Here is a 14133-nt window from a genome sequence, read left to right as displayed (position 1 = left end):
GCGCTAACCGACGTCAGGCGGCCATGCCCGTTGCGGCGGCGAGTTGTGTTTCGTTGACGTCGGCGTGACGCAAGACTTCGGTCGGTTTGCCGTCCAGATCGAACGCGAGCACGGTGTCGCACAACTCGACCAGTTCGATGTATTCGGTGGACCACCAGACGATCGTCGTGCCCTGCTGCGCCATCTTGCGAATCAGCGCGTAGATTTCGCGCTTCGTGCGGATGTCCACGCCGCGGGTCGGCTCTTCGAGCACCAGCAGCCTCGGCCGCAACAAAAGCCAGCGGGCGATCAGCAGTTTTTGCTGCGTGCCGCCGCTGAGTGTGGCCGGCAAGTCCCAGAGTGAACCGGCGCGAATCTTCAGGGCTTCGAGCAACCGCGTGCTCTGCTCGATCTCGTCGCGCTTCACGATACTGCGCCGGTTGACGACGCGTGCCGCGGCGACGAGGTTGTCCACGATCGGCAGCGTAGCGAGCACGCCCTTGTTCGAGCGGTCGCCCGAGACGAAGCCGACGCCGTCGCGCGCGCCTGCCGACGGATGCGAATAGCTGACACGAGCGCCGTCGCGCGTAATGGCCCACGCACCGGCGGGCGCGATACCGGTCAGCGCATCGATCAGCGAAGACGGGCCGACCGGCGCACCCGCGAGACCGACAATCGCGCCGGCCGGCACCTCGATCGCCACACCGTCGCGTTCGATCCGCAATGCGCCTGCGTGGATGCGATCGCCGCCGTCACCGATCTCCTGCTCCCCCGCCGGGTTCGCCTGCCCCAATTCCGCTGACTCCGCGACGCGTGCCGCCGCTTCATCTACCACGACGCTCTGCCCCATGCATTCGATAATCTCGCGGTCCGTGATCGCATCGAGCGCGACGCGATCGACGGCCGTCTTGCCGTCGCGAATGATCGTGCAGACATCGGCGATCTGGCGAATCTCGCGCATGCGGTGCGAAACGAACAGCACCGCGAGTCCCGTATCGGCGATGAGACGCCGTAGTACCGCGAAGAGCCGGATCGTTTCCGCAGCGGTCAGATTGGCGGTCGGTTCGTCGAGCAACAACAGCTTCGCGCCCGAACCGAGCGCGCGAGCGATCTCCACCAGTTGGCGCTCGTGCAAGGTCAGATCGCCGACCAGCCGTCCCGACGATTCACGCGCGAACTGCGGATCGATCAGCGACAGCGCTTCGACCGCAATGTCCATCGACGCGCGTTCGCTATATTTCGCCGCCCCGCGCCGCAGCCGCGGCATCGCGATGTTCTCGGCCACGGACAGATGCGGCAGCAGCGCGAGTTCCTGATTGACGACCGCGATGGTGCCGGCGGCAAGGTGCCCGCCTACGGAGGCGCCAATCGCTTGCCCGTCGAATTCGAGCGCGCCGCCGTCGCGTTCGAACTGACCGGAGATGATCTTGATCAGCGTCGACTTGCCCGCGCCGTTGCCACCGAGGAAAGCGTGTACTTCACCGGGTGCGATCGAAATATCGAAGCCCTTCAATACGCTGGTCGGTCCAAAGCTCTTGACGATTGCGCACGCCGTCAACAAGTAACGCTGCTCAGCCATGTCCTTTCTCCTTTCGCGTTTTCCGCGCATCGCGCATGTTTTGCGAGTGCGTGGTACGACGTTCACCAGTGCGCCGCATAGGCGTTAACCAGTGAAATGCCTTTACTCGATATGGAAGCGAACAGGACGAGAGCGCTGCGTGTGAGCGTTTGCTGTTCGCGCGCTCACCGGGAAAGTCGGATAATCCATTACTGTCTCCTGCGCAGTTGTTGCACTGCGCAACCTATGTTTATGATTAGCCGCCTGGCGGCAGTGAAACTGCCGGGTTAGTACCGAGAGGACTTCATGCATCCCTGGCTGCGCGGCTTGTCGACAGAATGGCAGTGCGAATGGCGTGCGAACAAGGCGGTTTCATTCAACTGCATCTGAAAAAAATTTCACTATGCGCATACCACCGGTCAAGGCCATCGTCGCGTTCGAGAGCGTGGCCAGAACGAAAAGCGTCAACCGGGCCTCGGAAGAGCTCGGGCTGACCGCGTCGGCAGTCAGTCACCAGATCAGCAATCTGGAGTCGGTGATCGGCCAGCCGCTCTTCTATCGCTCGGGCCGCGGACTTGTCCTCACGCCAACCGGCGAGCGTTATCTGTCCGATGTGACGGGCTCGCTCGCGGATCTGAGCCGCGCCACTGAGCGCGCGTCGAGCCGCACCGACGTCGATATCCTGCGAGTGCATTCGAGTCCCAGCTTCGGGCTCATGTGGCTGTTGCCGCGGCTTGCGTCGTTTCAGGAGGCCAATGACGATATCCAGTTGAATCTCGCCTGCTCATACGAGGACGTCTCGTTTACCAGCGGTTATTACGACATCGATCTGCGCCACGGCTACGCGAATTGGCGCGACCTCGAAGTCAGAACGCTGCGCGGCGAATTCATCGCGCCGCTCGCGTCGCCGAAATATCTGGAGAGCAATCCGGTCAATACGCCTGAGGATTTGCTGCAACATCGGCTGATCTACTCGGAGACGCCGCTCGTGCAGTGGAAGCAGTGGTTCGGGCGCACCGGCGTGTCGGCCGCCCACAAGACCTTCGACTTCTCGTTCGACCGCTCGTACATGTCGCTGGAAACGGCGGCGCTCGGCCTCGGCATCGCGCTCGAAAGCGTCATGCTTGCCTCGGTCCGCATCAAGGAGGGCGCGCTCGTGCCGGTCTTCGACGATACGCACGCCGTGGAGGTCGGCGCGCATCATCTGGTCTATCCGCCGCAAAACGCCGAACTGCCGCGCGTCGCGCGCTTTATCGCGTGGATCGAGCGCGAAGTTGGACGTATGGAACGCAAAGCCTGAGAGCCGCTTCGGTCCTTGCCAGGGTTTTCCAGCACCACGCTCGCACGTGATTCCGAATGCGGCGTCGCACCATGCAGCAGCGGCTTTTGAAGCAGCACGTCACCTGAAAATTTCTCAAACATAGTTGAGCAGTACGTCGTTGATGCGACCGGCCGCGCAGTAGACACTTCGGCCATCACATCAACACTCAGGAGACAATCATGCTGCTCGAGAACAAAGTCGTCATCGTGACCGGGGCCGCTTCACCGCGCGGAATCGGCAAGGCAACCGCTAAAGCAATGGCCGCCCAAGGCGCCCGCATCGTCATTCTCGATCTGCGCGAAGAAGACGCGCAGCGTGCCGCTGCCGATCTCGGCGACGAGCATCTGGGCCTCGCCTGCGACGTCACCGACAAAGACGCGTGCGTCTCGGCCGCCAAAGCGACACTCGAGCGCTACGGCCGCATCGACGGCCTGATCAACAACGCCGGCATCACGCAGCCGGTGCGCACGCTGGACATCACGTCCGATAACTTCAACGCGATCATCGACGTCAATCTGCGCGGCACGCTCTACATGTCGCAAGCTGTACTGCCGGCGATGAAAGAACAGAAAAGCGGCAGCATCGTCTGCATGTCGTCGGTTTCCGCGCAACGTGGCGGCGGCATCTTCGGCGGCCCGCATTACAGCGCGGCCAAAGCCGGCGTGCTCGGTCTCGCGCGCGCAATGGCCCGCGAGTTCGGCGGCGACAGCATTCGCGTGAACTCGATCACACCTGGCCTGATTCAGACCGACATTACCGGCGACAAGCTCACCACGGAAATGCGCGCCGACATCATCAAGGGCATTCCGCTCGGCCGGCTCGGCGATGCGAGCGACGTGGCGAACGCGTGCCTGTTCCTCGTCAGCGGCCTGTCGACCTATCTCACGGGCATTACGCTCGACGTGAACGGCGGCATGCTCATTCATTGATTGATCGTGACGCGGGGCTGCTCGCTGGGAGCGGCCGCGTGACCGGCATCCGGGCCAACCCGGAGCCATGGAAGGAGACACACATGAAACCAAAATACCCCGCGGCATCCATTGCCGCCGACATGCTGCCGCAAACCGACTCGACGAGCTTAGAGTCGAAGACCTACGCGAAAGTGAGCCGTCGCCTCATCCCATTCCTGATGCTGTGTTATCTCGGCGCTTATTTGGACCGCGTCAACGTCGGCTTCGCGAAGCTGCAGATGCTCAACGACCTGCGCTTCAGCGAAACCGTGTATGGCATGGGCGCGGGGATTTTCTTTCTCGGCTATTTCCTCTTCGAGGTGCCGAGCAACCTGGTGCTGCATCGAGTCGGCGCGCGCAAGTGGCTCGCGCGGATCATGCTGACGTGGGCGGTGATCTCCGCTTCGTTCATCTTCGTGAAGTCGCCTACCACCTTCTATGTGCTGCGCTTTCTGCTCGGCGTCGCGGAAGCGGGCTTCGCGCCCGGTGTGATTCTCTACCTGACCTACTGGTTTCCCGCTGCGCGCCGCGCCAAAGCGTTGTCGCTGTTCTTCATGGCGATTCCGCTGGCCGGCATTATCGGCGGCCCGCTGTCGGGCTGGATCATGCACTCGCTGCAAGGCGCGATGGACATGGCCGGATGGAAGTGGCTGTTCCTGCTGGAAGCGGTGCCTTCGCTCGTGCTCGGCGTCGCGATCCTGCTCTATCTCGACGACGGCATCACGAAAGCGAAGTGGCTGACGGACTCCGAAAAGACGCTGCTCGCCCGCAATGTGGCCGGCGACAACGCGCATAAGATCGCCCACGTCTCGGTCAAGTCGTTCATCGGCGACCGCCGCTTGTGGCTGATGGCGGCCATCTACTTCTGCGTGGTACTCGGCCAGTACGGCCTGACGTTCTGGCTGCCCACCATCATCCGCAAATCCGGCGTGGCCGATCCGCTGTGGATCGGCGTGTTTACCGCGATTCCTTATCTGTGCGCCATCATCGCGCTGCCGCTGCTCGGCATGAGTGCGGACCGTCATCGCGAACGCCGTCTGCATCTGGCGATTCCGATGCTGATCGCCGCAGCGGGCTTCATTCTGCTGCCGGCCATCGGCAGTGTGCCGGCCTCCATCGTTTGTCTGAGTATCGCCGCCGCCGGCATTCTCGCGTCGTCTTCACAGTTCTGGTCGTTGCCGACCGCGTTGCTCGGCGGCATGTCGGCCGCGGCCGGGATCGCGGCGGTGAACTGCGTCGCCAATCTCGCGGGCTTCTTTTCTCCGGCGATCGTCGGCTGGCTGAACGATCTGACTGGCAAATCGACCGCTGGACTGATCTTCATCTCGGTGGCCGTTACGTTCGGCGCCTGCCTCGTGTTCCTCGTGCCCGCCAAGTCGGTGAACCGTTGAACACTTTCTATTCTTCACGACTGATCACAGGAGACAACATGAACAGTCCAGAACACGTACCGACGGCAACCCTCGCCGAACACGCATACCGTATCCGTAGAAACGCGCTGTTGATGGGTGAAGTGCAGGGCCAGGGTTATATCGGCCAGGCGCTCGACATCGCCGATGTGCTCGCTGTCGCTTACTTCGGCGCGATGCGTTATCGGCCGGAAGATCCCGATTGGGAAGAGCGCGACCGCTTTCTCCTGTCGAACGGGCATTACGCGATTGCACTGTATGCGGCGCTCTTCGAAGCCGGCATTCTGCCGCCCGAAGAACTCGAAACCTACGGCAGCGACGACAGCCGCTTGCCGATGTCAGGCATGGCGAGCTACACGCCCGGCATGGAGATGTCCGGCGGTTCGCTCGGCCAGGGTTTGACGATCGCGGTGGGCCGCTGCCTTGGATTGAAGCGCAAAGGGTCGAAGTCTTTCGTGTACACGCTGTTCTCCGACGGCGAACTGGATGAAGGCGCGATCTGGGAAGGCTTGATGTCGGCGAGTCACTGGAAGCTCGACAACCTGATCGCCGTGATCGACGTGAACAACCAGCAGGCCGATGGTCCGTCGACGCAGATCATGGCGTTCGAGCCGCTCGTCGAAAAACTCGAGGCATTCGGCTGGTTCACGCAACGCGTGGACGGCAACGATATCGCCGCCGTGGCCGCCGCGTTCGATGCGGCTCGCACCCATCCTGAAGCGCAGCCGCGCATCATCATCGCCGACACGCGCATGGGTTGCGGTGTGCCGTTCCTCGAACAGCGCGAGAAGAACCACTTTATCCGCGTCGATGCCGATGAATGGCAATTGGCGCTGCAAGCACTCAAAGAAGGGAGACAAGCATGAGCAACGCAACCGCGAGCAAACCGCGCCTGAAGACCTCCGCGATGATCGCGTCGATCGCGAGCGAAGGACAGGTCACACGTTCCGCGCCCTTCGGCCACGCGTTGGTGGAACTGGCTCGGCAAAAGCAGAACGTGATCGGCATGACGGCCGACCTTGGCAAATACACCGACCTGCACATCTTCGCCAAGGAATTCCCGGAGCGTTTCTACCAGATGGGCATGGCCGAGCAATTGCTGATGGGCGCGGCAGCGGGATTCGCGCATGAAGGCGCGCAGCCTTTCGTCACCACTTATGCGGTGTTCGCCACGCGCCGCGCGTACGACTTCATGCATCAGGCGATCGCCGAAGACAATCTCGACGTGAAGATCGTCTGCGCGCTGCCGGGCCTGACGACCGGCTACGGTCCGAGTCACCAGGCCGCGGAAGATCTCGCCGTGATGCGCGCGATGCCCAATATGACCGTGATCGATCCGTGCGACGCGCTCGACATCGAGCAGATGGTGCCCGCGATCGCCGCACATAAGGGTCCCGTCTATGCCCGCCTGTTGCGCGGCAACGTGCCCGCCGTACTCGACGAATACGACTACACCTTCGAGCTCGGGAAAGCGAAGCTGCTGCGCGACGGCGCCGAAGTGCTGGTCATCTCGTCGGGCATCGTGACGATGCGCGCACTCGAAGTGGCGAAGGCATTGGAGAGCGACAAGATCGGCGTAGCCGTGCTGCATGTGCCGACCATCAAACCGCTCGACACGGAAACGATTGTGCGCGAAGCGAAGCGCTCGGGACGTCTCGTGGTGGTGGCCGAGAACCATACGGTGATCGGCGGCTTGGGCGAAGCAGTCGCTGCGGAGTTGATGCGCGCGGGCGTAGCGTGCCACTTCCGGCAAGTGGGATTGCCCGATGCGTTCCTCGATGCCGGCGCGTTGCCGACACTGCACGACCGCTACGGCATTTCGACCGCCACGATGTCCGAGGCGATCAAGGGCTGGCTGAACTGAGCGTGTCTTGATGGACGACGCCGGCATGCTGCCGGCGTCGTCTCATCGGTACGGCGCGACCGAGCCGACCGACTCGCCCACAGCGCCACGCCGATGATAAACAACTAACTTCAGCCGGCGGAGACCACATCGATCCGCAAAGCTTCCCCACCCGCGGCAATCGCGAGCAGGATGTCGACGTTCGGATGCGCGCCCGGACGGTTACGCGCATCGGCCGTGTGCTCGGCGAACACGACGAGGCCGTGCTCGGCCGCTTTGGCGTCGAGCGTGCCGAAGGTCTGCTGCAGGTAGTTGTACACCGCGAGCGATCCCTGCTTGCCCGGTTTGTTCTCGATGCTGGCCACCACGGCGCCCTTGCCGTCCACCAGATCGATACGCGCGATTGCGTCGATGCCCGGCATCTGCGCGAGGTTGTCCTTGAATACGTTGCCCGGTTGAATCATTGAAACCACTCCTTGTGTTCGAAAAATTGCGGCGCGGGCCGTATCTTATCCGATAGGGTGGCATGGCAAGCCTGAGCGCACGGCCGTCACGGCGTCCAGCGATACACCACGATGCTCGACCCGTTGTAGTTGTCTTTCGTGATCACGTACTCGCCCGCTGCCCTCAGATACGCGCGCAGGCCGTACATCGAATCGACGTCGTTGCCGACATCCACGGTGCCGGGACTCGAATTGATCAGCGTAGTAACGAGCTGGCCCGTGGTGAGATTGAAGGCGTCGATATTGGGCACCGTGTGCACGTAGCCGACGAACAGATAATTGCCCGCCGCCGTGATCGACTTGGGATTGGCGCTGGTGAGCGTGATTACCGGATCGGGCCGCGTGGTGTTGCCCGCGCTCCAGCCGTGATAGACCTCGATGCGCGACTGCATGGCGGTCCAGTCCCAGCTTCCGGCAATGCCTTGCGCGAGGATCATGGTGTCGCTCTCCGCGAGGTAGAGGATGCGCGTGAGCGGCCGGATGCTCTGCGGTATGGAGATCGTGACCGCCGGTCCCCATGACGGTTTGCCGTTGCCGTCGAAGCCGGTGAGCGGATAGTGGTAGATGTGATTCGTCCGGTCCAAACCGGCCCACACGTCGCCCCGGCTGTCGATACTGAAGCCGCCCGTGACCTGCAGGTTCGTATTGAAGGCCGTCCCCGGAATCGACGCGTCCGGAATCGCTATGTAGCCGCTCGCGGGGTTGAAATGAAAAAAGTAGAAGATGCCCGGGTTCTGTCCGGACGCCACCAGAATCCGGTTGCCGCCAACCGTGACGAGTTGGCCGAAGTGTTGGCCGCGTTGCGTGTCGTTCATGTTCAGGCGCGGATCGGACGGATACGTGAACGGATCGACCGTGTTCGCGACGAAGGTGCCGCCTGCTGTGCCGGTGTAAATGTGCATGCCGCTGTAGAAGTAGGCGGCGTCCGTCGACGGATCCGGCGCGGCGATCGCCTCGAAGTTGAGCGACTGCAGCTTCCATTCGAGGTTGCCGGCGCTATCGTACGCGTGAAGGTCGGTGGCGCCGTTGCGGCCGAGATCCCAGCCGCCGCCCCACGGATTGTTGAGCACGTACAGATTGCCGGCGACGTCCCTGCCGATGCCGACCACGCGTGTGAAGCGCTTGTCGCCCACCTGCCCTTTGATGCCGCTGGTGGTGTCGAGATAGCCGCCCTGAATGCCGAACGTGCCGGCGAGCGTCGGCGTGCCCGCGATCGTGTAGCGCTTGACGTTCATGTCCGGCCCCTGGTCGCCGACCATGAGTTGCCCGGACGCGGCATCGAAATACAACGCGGAAGGCCGCGACGCCGCCGGCATCTGGATCGTATTCAGCAGCGCGCCGGCCGGGCTGAATTCGACGATCGTGCCCGCGCTCTGCTGCGCGACCCAGAGGTTGCCGGCGCTATCCAATGCCAGTGCACCAGGACTGGATACCTTGATGTCCTGCTGCCAGACGCCGTCGGTCGTGAAAACGCGCACGCGATTGCCGAAAAAGTCGCTTGCATACAGCAATGAGCCCGCGGTCGCGAGTCCGGTGATGACATCGGCATGCGGTATCGACGTCCACACGCTGACGGGGATGATCAGGTCGCGCGTCTGCGTGGCGCGGTTGTAGCGTCCCACTGAGCCGCTGCCGAACGACCTGTTGTATTGCAACGCTGCGAAGATCGACGTGGCATTGCCGGTAATGGCGCTGCCCTGGAAGTCGGCGTGCGTGCCGATCGAGCCGAGGCTCTGGCCGTTCTGATAGATCGCGACGCCGCCCTCGTTTTCGTCCCACAACGAAGCCGTGTAGATCACGCCTTCGGGCGCGACCCACAGCGAACGCGCGGTGTTGCCCACGTGCGCGGCGAGCGTGCCGAACGTATTGCCCAGCCAGTCGGTGGTGTATTGCGCGTAGCAGGTTTGCGCGAACATGGTGATCGCCGCGCATAGAAGCGCGGCATGGAGGCGGTGCCTGACCATGGATGATGCTCCCCGAACAATCGTCCTCGACAATGTACCTCGCCAGATATGAAATGTTGGTGATTAGTATGAAGATATGGTTGGCGCACAGTGATTGAACGATGCAGCGTGCATGTAAAACGAAAACGGGCCACCCGCTAGCACGCGGAACACCCCTGTTTTTCGCACTTTACCGACCACTAATCTCAGGCGCACAATCTCTGCGGACAGGACGGTCCGCCGTCTTTTCCGATCATTCGAATCGTTCGCGCCGATACCGCATCCGGCCGCGAGTTCACCCCAGCGCGCAATACGCGCGCTCCATTCGGAACGCTCCATGGGCAACAAATCGTCAAGCAGACCCGAAGACCTGGTGGCGGGCGGCAGCCGTCATCATCAGATTTTCCCAAGGCTCAATGAAAAGCAGTTTGCCGTGCTCGAACGATATGGCGAACGCCGGCGGCTAAAGGCAGGCGATGTCCTGTTCACCGAAGGCGATCGGCACATTCCCATGTTTACCGTTGTCTCCGGCTCGATCGAGGCGACCCGGGGCATCGGCGACAAGCACCATGTTTTGGGCACGCACGGCCCCGGTTGCTTCACCGGCGAAGTGGGAACACTCGCGGGTCGCGGCGCGGTCGCAACGGCACGCGCCACCAGCGACTGCGAAGTGATCGTCATCGACGAGGAATCGCTGCGGGCGCTCGTCGTCGCGGAAGCGGAACTGAGCGAAACGATCATGCGCGCCTTCATCCTGCGGCGCGTCGCGTTCATTCAGGATCAGCACGGCGGCACTCTGGTGATCGGCAGTTCGGCTTCGTGGAGCACGCTAGTGTTGCGGCATTTCCTGAGCCGCAACGCACAGCCTTTCGCCTACTTCGATATCGTCGAGCACGAGGAAGCCAAGGGCTTGCTCGAACGTTATGACGCAACCGAAGCCGACATACCGGTGATCGTCACCCTGCAAGGCAATGTGCTGAAGCAGCCGACCAACCGCGCGGTGGCCGATGCGATCGGTCTGAGCCCCGACCGGCTGAACGGCGAACGGTTCGACGTGGTCGTGGTCGGCGCGGGACCGGGAGGCCTCGCGGCCGCGGTGTACGCGGCCTCAGAAGGGCTGCGAGTCGCGGTGGTCGACACCAAGGCGCCCGGCGGCCAGGCCGGCACCAGCTCGAAGATCGAAAATTACTTTGGATTCCCGACCGGCATTTCGGGGCAAGCGCTTGCCGGCCGTGGACTGTCTCAATGCCGCAAGTTCGGCGCGGAAGTCGGCGTACCGATCGAAGTGCTCGGCATCGAATGCGAGAACGCGCCGCCCTTTCACTTGCGCCTCAACTACGACGAGCACGTGTATGCCAACGCGGTCGTCATTGCGACCGGCGCGCGCTATCGGAAACCGCAGTTGCCGCGCCTCGAAGAGTTCGAGGGAAGCGGCATCTATTACAGCGCGACCTATATGGAAGCCGCGTTTTGCAACAACCAGGAATTGATCATCGTCGGCGGGGGAAATTCGGCTGGGCAGGCCGCGGTGTTCCTGTCGGGATTCGCGCGTCATGTGCATATCGTGATTCGCGGCGACGGACTCAGCGCGAGCATGTCGAACTATCTCATCCGGCGCATCGAAGCGGCGGCGAACATCAGCGTCCATGTGCGCACGCAAATCGTCGAACTGAACGGCGAGACGCAGCTCGAATCGATCAAGTGGGACAGTCAAGGCCGCATCGAAGAGAAGCCGATCCGCCACGTGTTCCTGTTTCTCGGCGCACAGCCGAGTACCGGCTGGCTTGGCGATTGCGTCGCGCTCGACAAACACGGCTTCGTGCTCACGGGTCCTGATGCGATTCCGCAGTGGTCGTCGGACCGGCCGCCGCATTATCTGGAGACGAGCCGGCCCGGCATCTTCGCCGTGGGCGACGTGCGCAGCGGCTCGGTCAAGCGGGTCGCCGCCGCCGTCGGCGAAGGAGCGGCCGCGATTCAGTCGCTGCATCAATATCTGGCGCTGAACCGCTGAACCGCTGCACAAGGCGCCTGGCGGTCCGCGACGGCCGCTACGCCTTGCGCAGATTCCTCAACGTCAAGCGGGCTTCCAGACCGCCGCCGGAACGGTTGTGCAGCGTGAGGGTCGCGTCCATCGCCATGGCCAGTTGCCGCGCGATGGCGAGGCCCAGCCCCGTGCCGCCCGTATCGCGATTGCGTGACGCTTCGAGCCGGTAGAACGGCTCGAACACCGCTTCCAGCGACTCGGCCGGTATGCCGGGACCGCGGTCGAGCACGGCGATCGCTGTCTCGCCGTTGGGCAAAGTAGCTGCCGTGATCTCGGCCGCGCCGCTGAACTTCAGCGCGTTGTCCACCAGGTTGCCGAGTATGCGGCGCAAGGCCTGCGGACGCGTCACCAGCGAATCGCCGAGCCGCCCTTCCAGGCTGACCGCCTGGCCGGCGTCGACATAGTCGCAGACAAGACTGTCGAGGAGCGCGTCGGGATCGACACGGCAAGGAACTTCCGTCGCGCCGTGCAGCGTACGCGCGTACGTCACGCCCTCCTTCACCAGGCTTTCCATTTCCTGCAGGTCCTGGCGCAGCTTCGCGCCCTGGGCGTCGTCGTCCATCACGTCGACGCGCAGGCGCATGCGCGTGATCGGCGTTTGCAGATCGTGTGAAATCGCCGCCAGAATCTGCATGCGTTCGGTCATGTAAGTGGCGATGCGATCCTGCATCGCGTTGAAGGCGCGCGCGGCGCGCGATACTTCGGACGGCCCGTCCTCCGGCAAGCGCGCCGCCTTCAGGTCGGGGCCGAGCGTATCCGCGGCGAGCGCCAGTTGATGCAACGGCCGCGTGGCGACCCGCACCGCCAGCCAGCAGCATGCGACCAGCACCGCCAGTTGCAACGCCAGCACGAGCGGCAGCCAGCGCGACAGCGGCGCGCCCGACATGGGGCGCATATCGATGGTCAGCGGCGTGCCGTCGCTCAGTTGCAGATGCACCTGCAGGCGCTCATTGTCGCCGGGAACGGCATTCACCGTCAGCGGATAGTGCCTGCCGATGCCGTCCGCGATGGACTGCGCCACACGCTCGGACAGATGCGCATCGATCGGGGTGCCCGTGATGCCCGGCCCCAGGATGAACTCATAGCTGCGCCGCGCGAGCTGCGGCAACCACTGCGCGCGTTCGTTCGGCGGCAGATGATCGAGCAGCGCCACCGAGCTGCTCACTTCGCGCTCGATGTAACCCATCATCACGTTGGTCATGGTCTGGTCGCGCTCGGTCAGCGTGAGCCAGAACGACAAGGTCTGCGCCAACGCGAGGCCGACGAACAGAATCAGCGCGAGCCGCGCGAACAGCGTGCGCGGCCAGTGCAGCCAGGACCAGCGGTTCATTGCGGATCCTCGATGGCCGTCACCGCCGCGGAAAACACGTAACCCTCGCTGCGCAGCGTCTTGATGTAACGCGGCTCGCGCGCGACATCGCGCAAGCGTTGACGCAGACGGCTCACCATCAGATCGATCGAACGGTCGAACTGATCGGCCTGGCGGCCCTGCGTGAGATTGAGCAGTTGATCGCGCGTCAGCACCCGCTGCGGATTGTCGAGAAACACGCGCAGCAAGCGGTATTCGGCACCGCTCAGCGCGACCATGGTGCCTTCGGCGTCCAGCAGATGACGCGCGGTGGTGTCGAGGCGCCAGTCGCCGAAGGCCAGCATCGGCGCCGATTCCGTCACTTGCATGCCGGGCGGCAGCATGCGCGCGCGCCGCAGCACGGCGCGGATGCGCGCGAGCAACTCGCGCACGGCGAAGGGCTTGGGCAGGTAGTCGTCCGCGCCCATTTCCAGCCCGACGATGCGGTCCGCCTCTTCGTTGCGGGCCGTCAGCATCAATACCGGCACAGCGCGGAATTTGCCGGCGCGCAGTTCGCGGCACAGCACCAGACCGTCCTCGCCGGGCATCATCAGATCCAGCACGATCAGATCGGGCGCGCCCTGCTCCAGCGCCGCGCGCATCTGGCGCCCGTTCGCCGCGAGCGAGACGCGCATGCCGTTTTTCTCGAGATAACCGGCCAGCAATTCGCGGATGCCACGGTCGTCGTCGACAATCAGTACGTGATCGATGGTTTCCATCAATGCATCATCTCTTTTGGCGTTTCAACTGCACCCGGCTCGCAACCATCAATGAACACTGCACCGGATGCGCCAGTTCGGCGGCAAGGCCGCCGGTCAGGAATACGACGATAGCCAGCAGGCGTTTCATGCGTCCTCCAATACGGAGAGGCTCGCGCCGTCCGCGACTCCCGCTTCCAGACTATACGGATCGACGCCTTCCAGGCAACCGATGTTGACTCGCCACGACTGCGGGTCTTTACGCGTCTGATGAAACGGATAGACGCCGCAATGTTTGCAGAAATAGTGCCGGGCTACCCGCGTGTTGAACTGGTAAAGCGTCAATGAGTCTTCGCCGCTCAGGATCTTCAACTGGCTTGCCGGGAACAATGGCGTCATCAACGCGCCTTTACGGCGGCACAGGCTGCAATTGCAACGACCAGCCGGCGTGATCGAGGTACGCACTTCGAATTTGACAGCCCCGCAATGGCAGGATCCGTGCAGCAAGTCGGCGCTCATGGTGCTCTCCGTGTTTTG

The 14133-nt window shown here is 63.1% G+C and carries 13 protein-coding genes; 6 read left to right on the top strand and 7 right to left on the bottom strand.

What is annotated here, in order from left to right; translation table 11 throughout:
• Positions 1-13: 13 nt before the first annotated feature.
• Positions 14-1558, bottom strand: a complete 1545-nt coding sequence (locus PQR54_RS11470; RefSeq protein ID WP_408245597.1) for an ATP-binding cassette domain-containing protein — start codon at positions 1556-1558, stop codon at positions 14-16.
• A gap of 382 nt (positions 1559-1940) precedes the next feature.
• Here PQR54_RS11470 and PQR54_RS11465 point away from each other — a divergent pair, with 382 nt between their 5' ends.
• From PQR54_RS11465 to PQR54_RS11445, 5 genes are all read left to right on the top strand, one after another.
• The gene (locus PQR54_RS11465; protein WP_408245595.1) at positions 1941-2837 is read left to right on the top strand and encodes a LysR substrate-binding domain-containing protein; all 897 of its coding nucleotides are present in this window, start codon (positions 1941-1943) and stop codon (positions 2835-2837) included.
• A 200-nt stretch (positions 2838-3037) separates the two neighbouring features.
• Positions 3038-3787 (top strand): SDR family NAD(P)-dependent oxidoreductase, encoded by a 750-nt coding sequence (locus PQR54_RS11460; protein WP_408245593.1) that lies wholly within the window; start codon positions 3038-3040, stop codon positions 3785-3787.
• Positions 3788-3870: 83 nt separating this feature from the next.
• Entirely contained in the window at positions 3871-5199 is a 1329-nt protein-coding gene (locus tag PQR54_RS11455; protein ID WP_408245592.1) for an MFS transporter, read from the top strand.
• Between the two features lie 38 nt (positions 5200-5237).
• Positions 5238-6083, top strand: a complete 846-nt coding sequence (locus tag PQR54_RS11450) for a transketolase (RefSeq protein ID WP_408245590.1) — start codon at positions 5238-5240, stop codon at positions 6081-6083.
• Complete coding sequence (locus PQR54_RS11445) at positions 6080-7081, top strand: transketolase family protein (protein WP_408245588.1); 1002 nt, start codon at positions 6080-6082, stop codon at positions 7079-7081. The genes PQR54_RS11450 and PQR54_RS11445 overlap by 4 nt, the downstream gene beginning before the upstream one ends.
• Before the next feature lie 110 nt (positions 7082-7191).
• Here the strand turns inward: PQR54_RS11445 and PQR54_RS11440 are convergent, their stop codons facing one another.
• Both PQR54_RS11440 and PQR54_RS11435 read right to left on the bottom strand, forming a co-directional pair.
• Entirely contained in the window at positions 7192-7524 is a 333-nt protein-coding gene (locus tag PQR54_RS11440) for a DUF2322 family protein (protein WP_408245586.1), read from the bottom strand.
• Positions 7525-7610: 86 nt separating this feature from the next.
• Positions 7611-9527: an SMP-30/gluconolactonase/LRE family protein gene (locus PQR54_RS11435; RefSeq protein WP_408245584.1), complete on the bottom strand. Its 1917-nt coding sequence runs from the start codon at positions 9525-9527 to the stop codon at positions 7611-7613.
• 316 nt (positions 9528-9843) lie between these two features.
• On the opposite strand from PQR54_RS11435, the gene PQR54_RS11430 reads away from it, so the two are divergent.
• The gene (locus tag PQR54_RS11430) at positions 9844-11517 is read left to right on the top strand and encodes an FAD-dependent oxidoreductase (protein WP_408245582.1); all 1674 of its coding nucleotides are present in this window, start codon (positions 9844-9846) and stop codon (positions 11515-11517) included.
• A 37-nt stretch (positions 11518-11554) separates the two neighbouring features.
• On the opposite strand, the gene PQR54_RS11425 is transcribed toward PQR54_RS11430, so the two are convergent.
• Genes PQR54_RS11425 through PQR54_RS11410 form a run of 4 tightly spaced genes read right to left on the bottom strand, consistent with a single transcriptional unit; the run spans position 11555 to position 14115 of the window.
• Positions 11555-12880 (bottom strand): sensor histidine kinase, encoded by a 1326-nt coding sequence (locus PQR54_RS11425; RefSeq protein ID WP_408245580.1) that lies wholly within the window; start codon positions 12878-12880, stop codon positions 11555-11557.
• A complete protein-coding gene (locus PQR54_RS11420; RefSeq protein ID WP_408216698.1) occupies positions 12877-13617 on the bottom strand; it encodes a response regulator in 741 nt (246 codons plus the stop codon). The genes PQR54_RS11425 and PQR54_RS11420 overlap by 4 nt, the downstream gene beginning before the upstream one ends.
• Before the next feature lie 7 nt (positions 13618-13624).
• On the bottom strand, positions 13625-13747 hold the full coding sequence (locus PQR54_RS11415; RefSeq protein ID WP_274378474.1) for a hypothetical protein: 123 nt from the start codon (positions 13745-13747) through the stop codon (positions 13625-13627).
• Positions 13744-14115, bottom strand: coding sequence for a GFA family protein (locus PQR54_RS11410; RefSeq protein ID WP_408245577.1), 372 nt, complete (start codon positions 14113-14115; stop codon positions 13744-13746). The genes PQR54_RS11415 and PQR54_RS11410 overlap by 4 nt, the downstream gene beginning before the upstream one ends.
• Positions 14116-14133 lie beyond the last annotated feature (18 nt).

The sequence above is a fragment of the Paraburkholderia phytofirmans genome (assembly GCF_046028095.1).
Taxonomy (GTDB): Bacteria; Pseudomonadota; Gammaproteobacteria; order Burkholderiales; family Burkholderiaceae; genus Paraburkholderia; species Paraburkholderia phytofirmans_A.
The sequence above is the reverse complement of the archived record's forward strand: the minus strand, read 5'-3'. Positions and strand labels throughout refer to the sequence as shown.

Coding starts and splice junctions, on each gene's coding strand:
- PQR54_RS11430 (WP_408245582.1), top strand. CDS start 9,844: ATGGGCAACAAATCGTCAAGCAGACCCGAAGACCTGGTGGCGGGCGGC.
- PQR54_RS11450 (WP_408245590.1), top strand. CDS start 5,238: ATGAACAGTCCAGAACACGTACCGACGGCAACCCTCGCCGAACACGCA.
- PQR54_RS11440 (WP_408245586.1), bottom strand. CDS start 7,524: ATGATTCAACCGGGCAACGTATTCAAGGACAACCTCGCGCAGATGCCG.
- PQR54_RS11470 (WP_408245597.1), bottom strand. CDS start 1,558: ATGGCTGAGCAGCGTTACTTGTTGACGGCGTGCGCAATCGTCAAGAGC.
- PQR54_RS11420 (WP_408216698.1), bottom strand. CDS start 13,617: ATGGAAACCATCGATCACGTACTGATTGTCGACGACGACCGTGGCATC.
- PQR54_RS11465 (WP_408245595.1), top strand. CDS start 1,941: ATGCGCATACCACCGGTCAAGGCCATCGTCGCGTTCGAGAGCGTGGCC.
- PQR54_RS11460 (WP_408245593.1), top strand. CDS start 3,038: ATGCTGCTCGAGAACAAAGTCGTCATCGTGACCGGGGCCGCTTCACCG.
- PQR54_RS11415 (WP_274378474.1), bottom strand. CDS start 13,747: ATGAAACGCCTGCTGGCTATCGTCGTATTCCTGACCGGCGGCCTTGCC.
- PQR54_RS11445 (WP_408245588.1), top strand. CDS start 6,080: ATGAGCAACGCAACCGCGAGCAAACCGCGCCTGAAGACCTCCGCGATG.
- PQR54_RS11455 (WP_408245592.1), top strand. CDS start 3,871: ATGAAACCAAAATACCCCGCGGCATCCATTGCCGCCGACATGCTGCCG.
- PQR54_RS11435 (WP_408245584.1), bottom strand. CDS start 9,527: ATGGTCAGGCACCGCCTCCATGCCGCGCTTCTATGCGCGGCGATCACC.
- PQR54_RS11410 (WP_408245577.1), bottom strand. CDS start 14,115: ATGAGCGCCGACTTGCTGCACGGATCCTGCCATTGCGGGGCTGTCAAA.
- PQR54_RS11425 (WP_408245580.1), bottom strand. CDS start 12,880: ATGAACCGCTGGTCCTGGCTGCACTGGCCGCGCACGCTGTTCGCGCGG.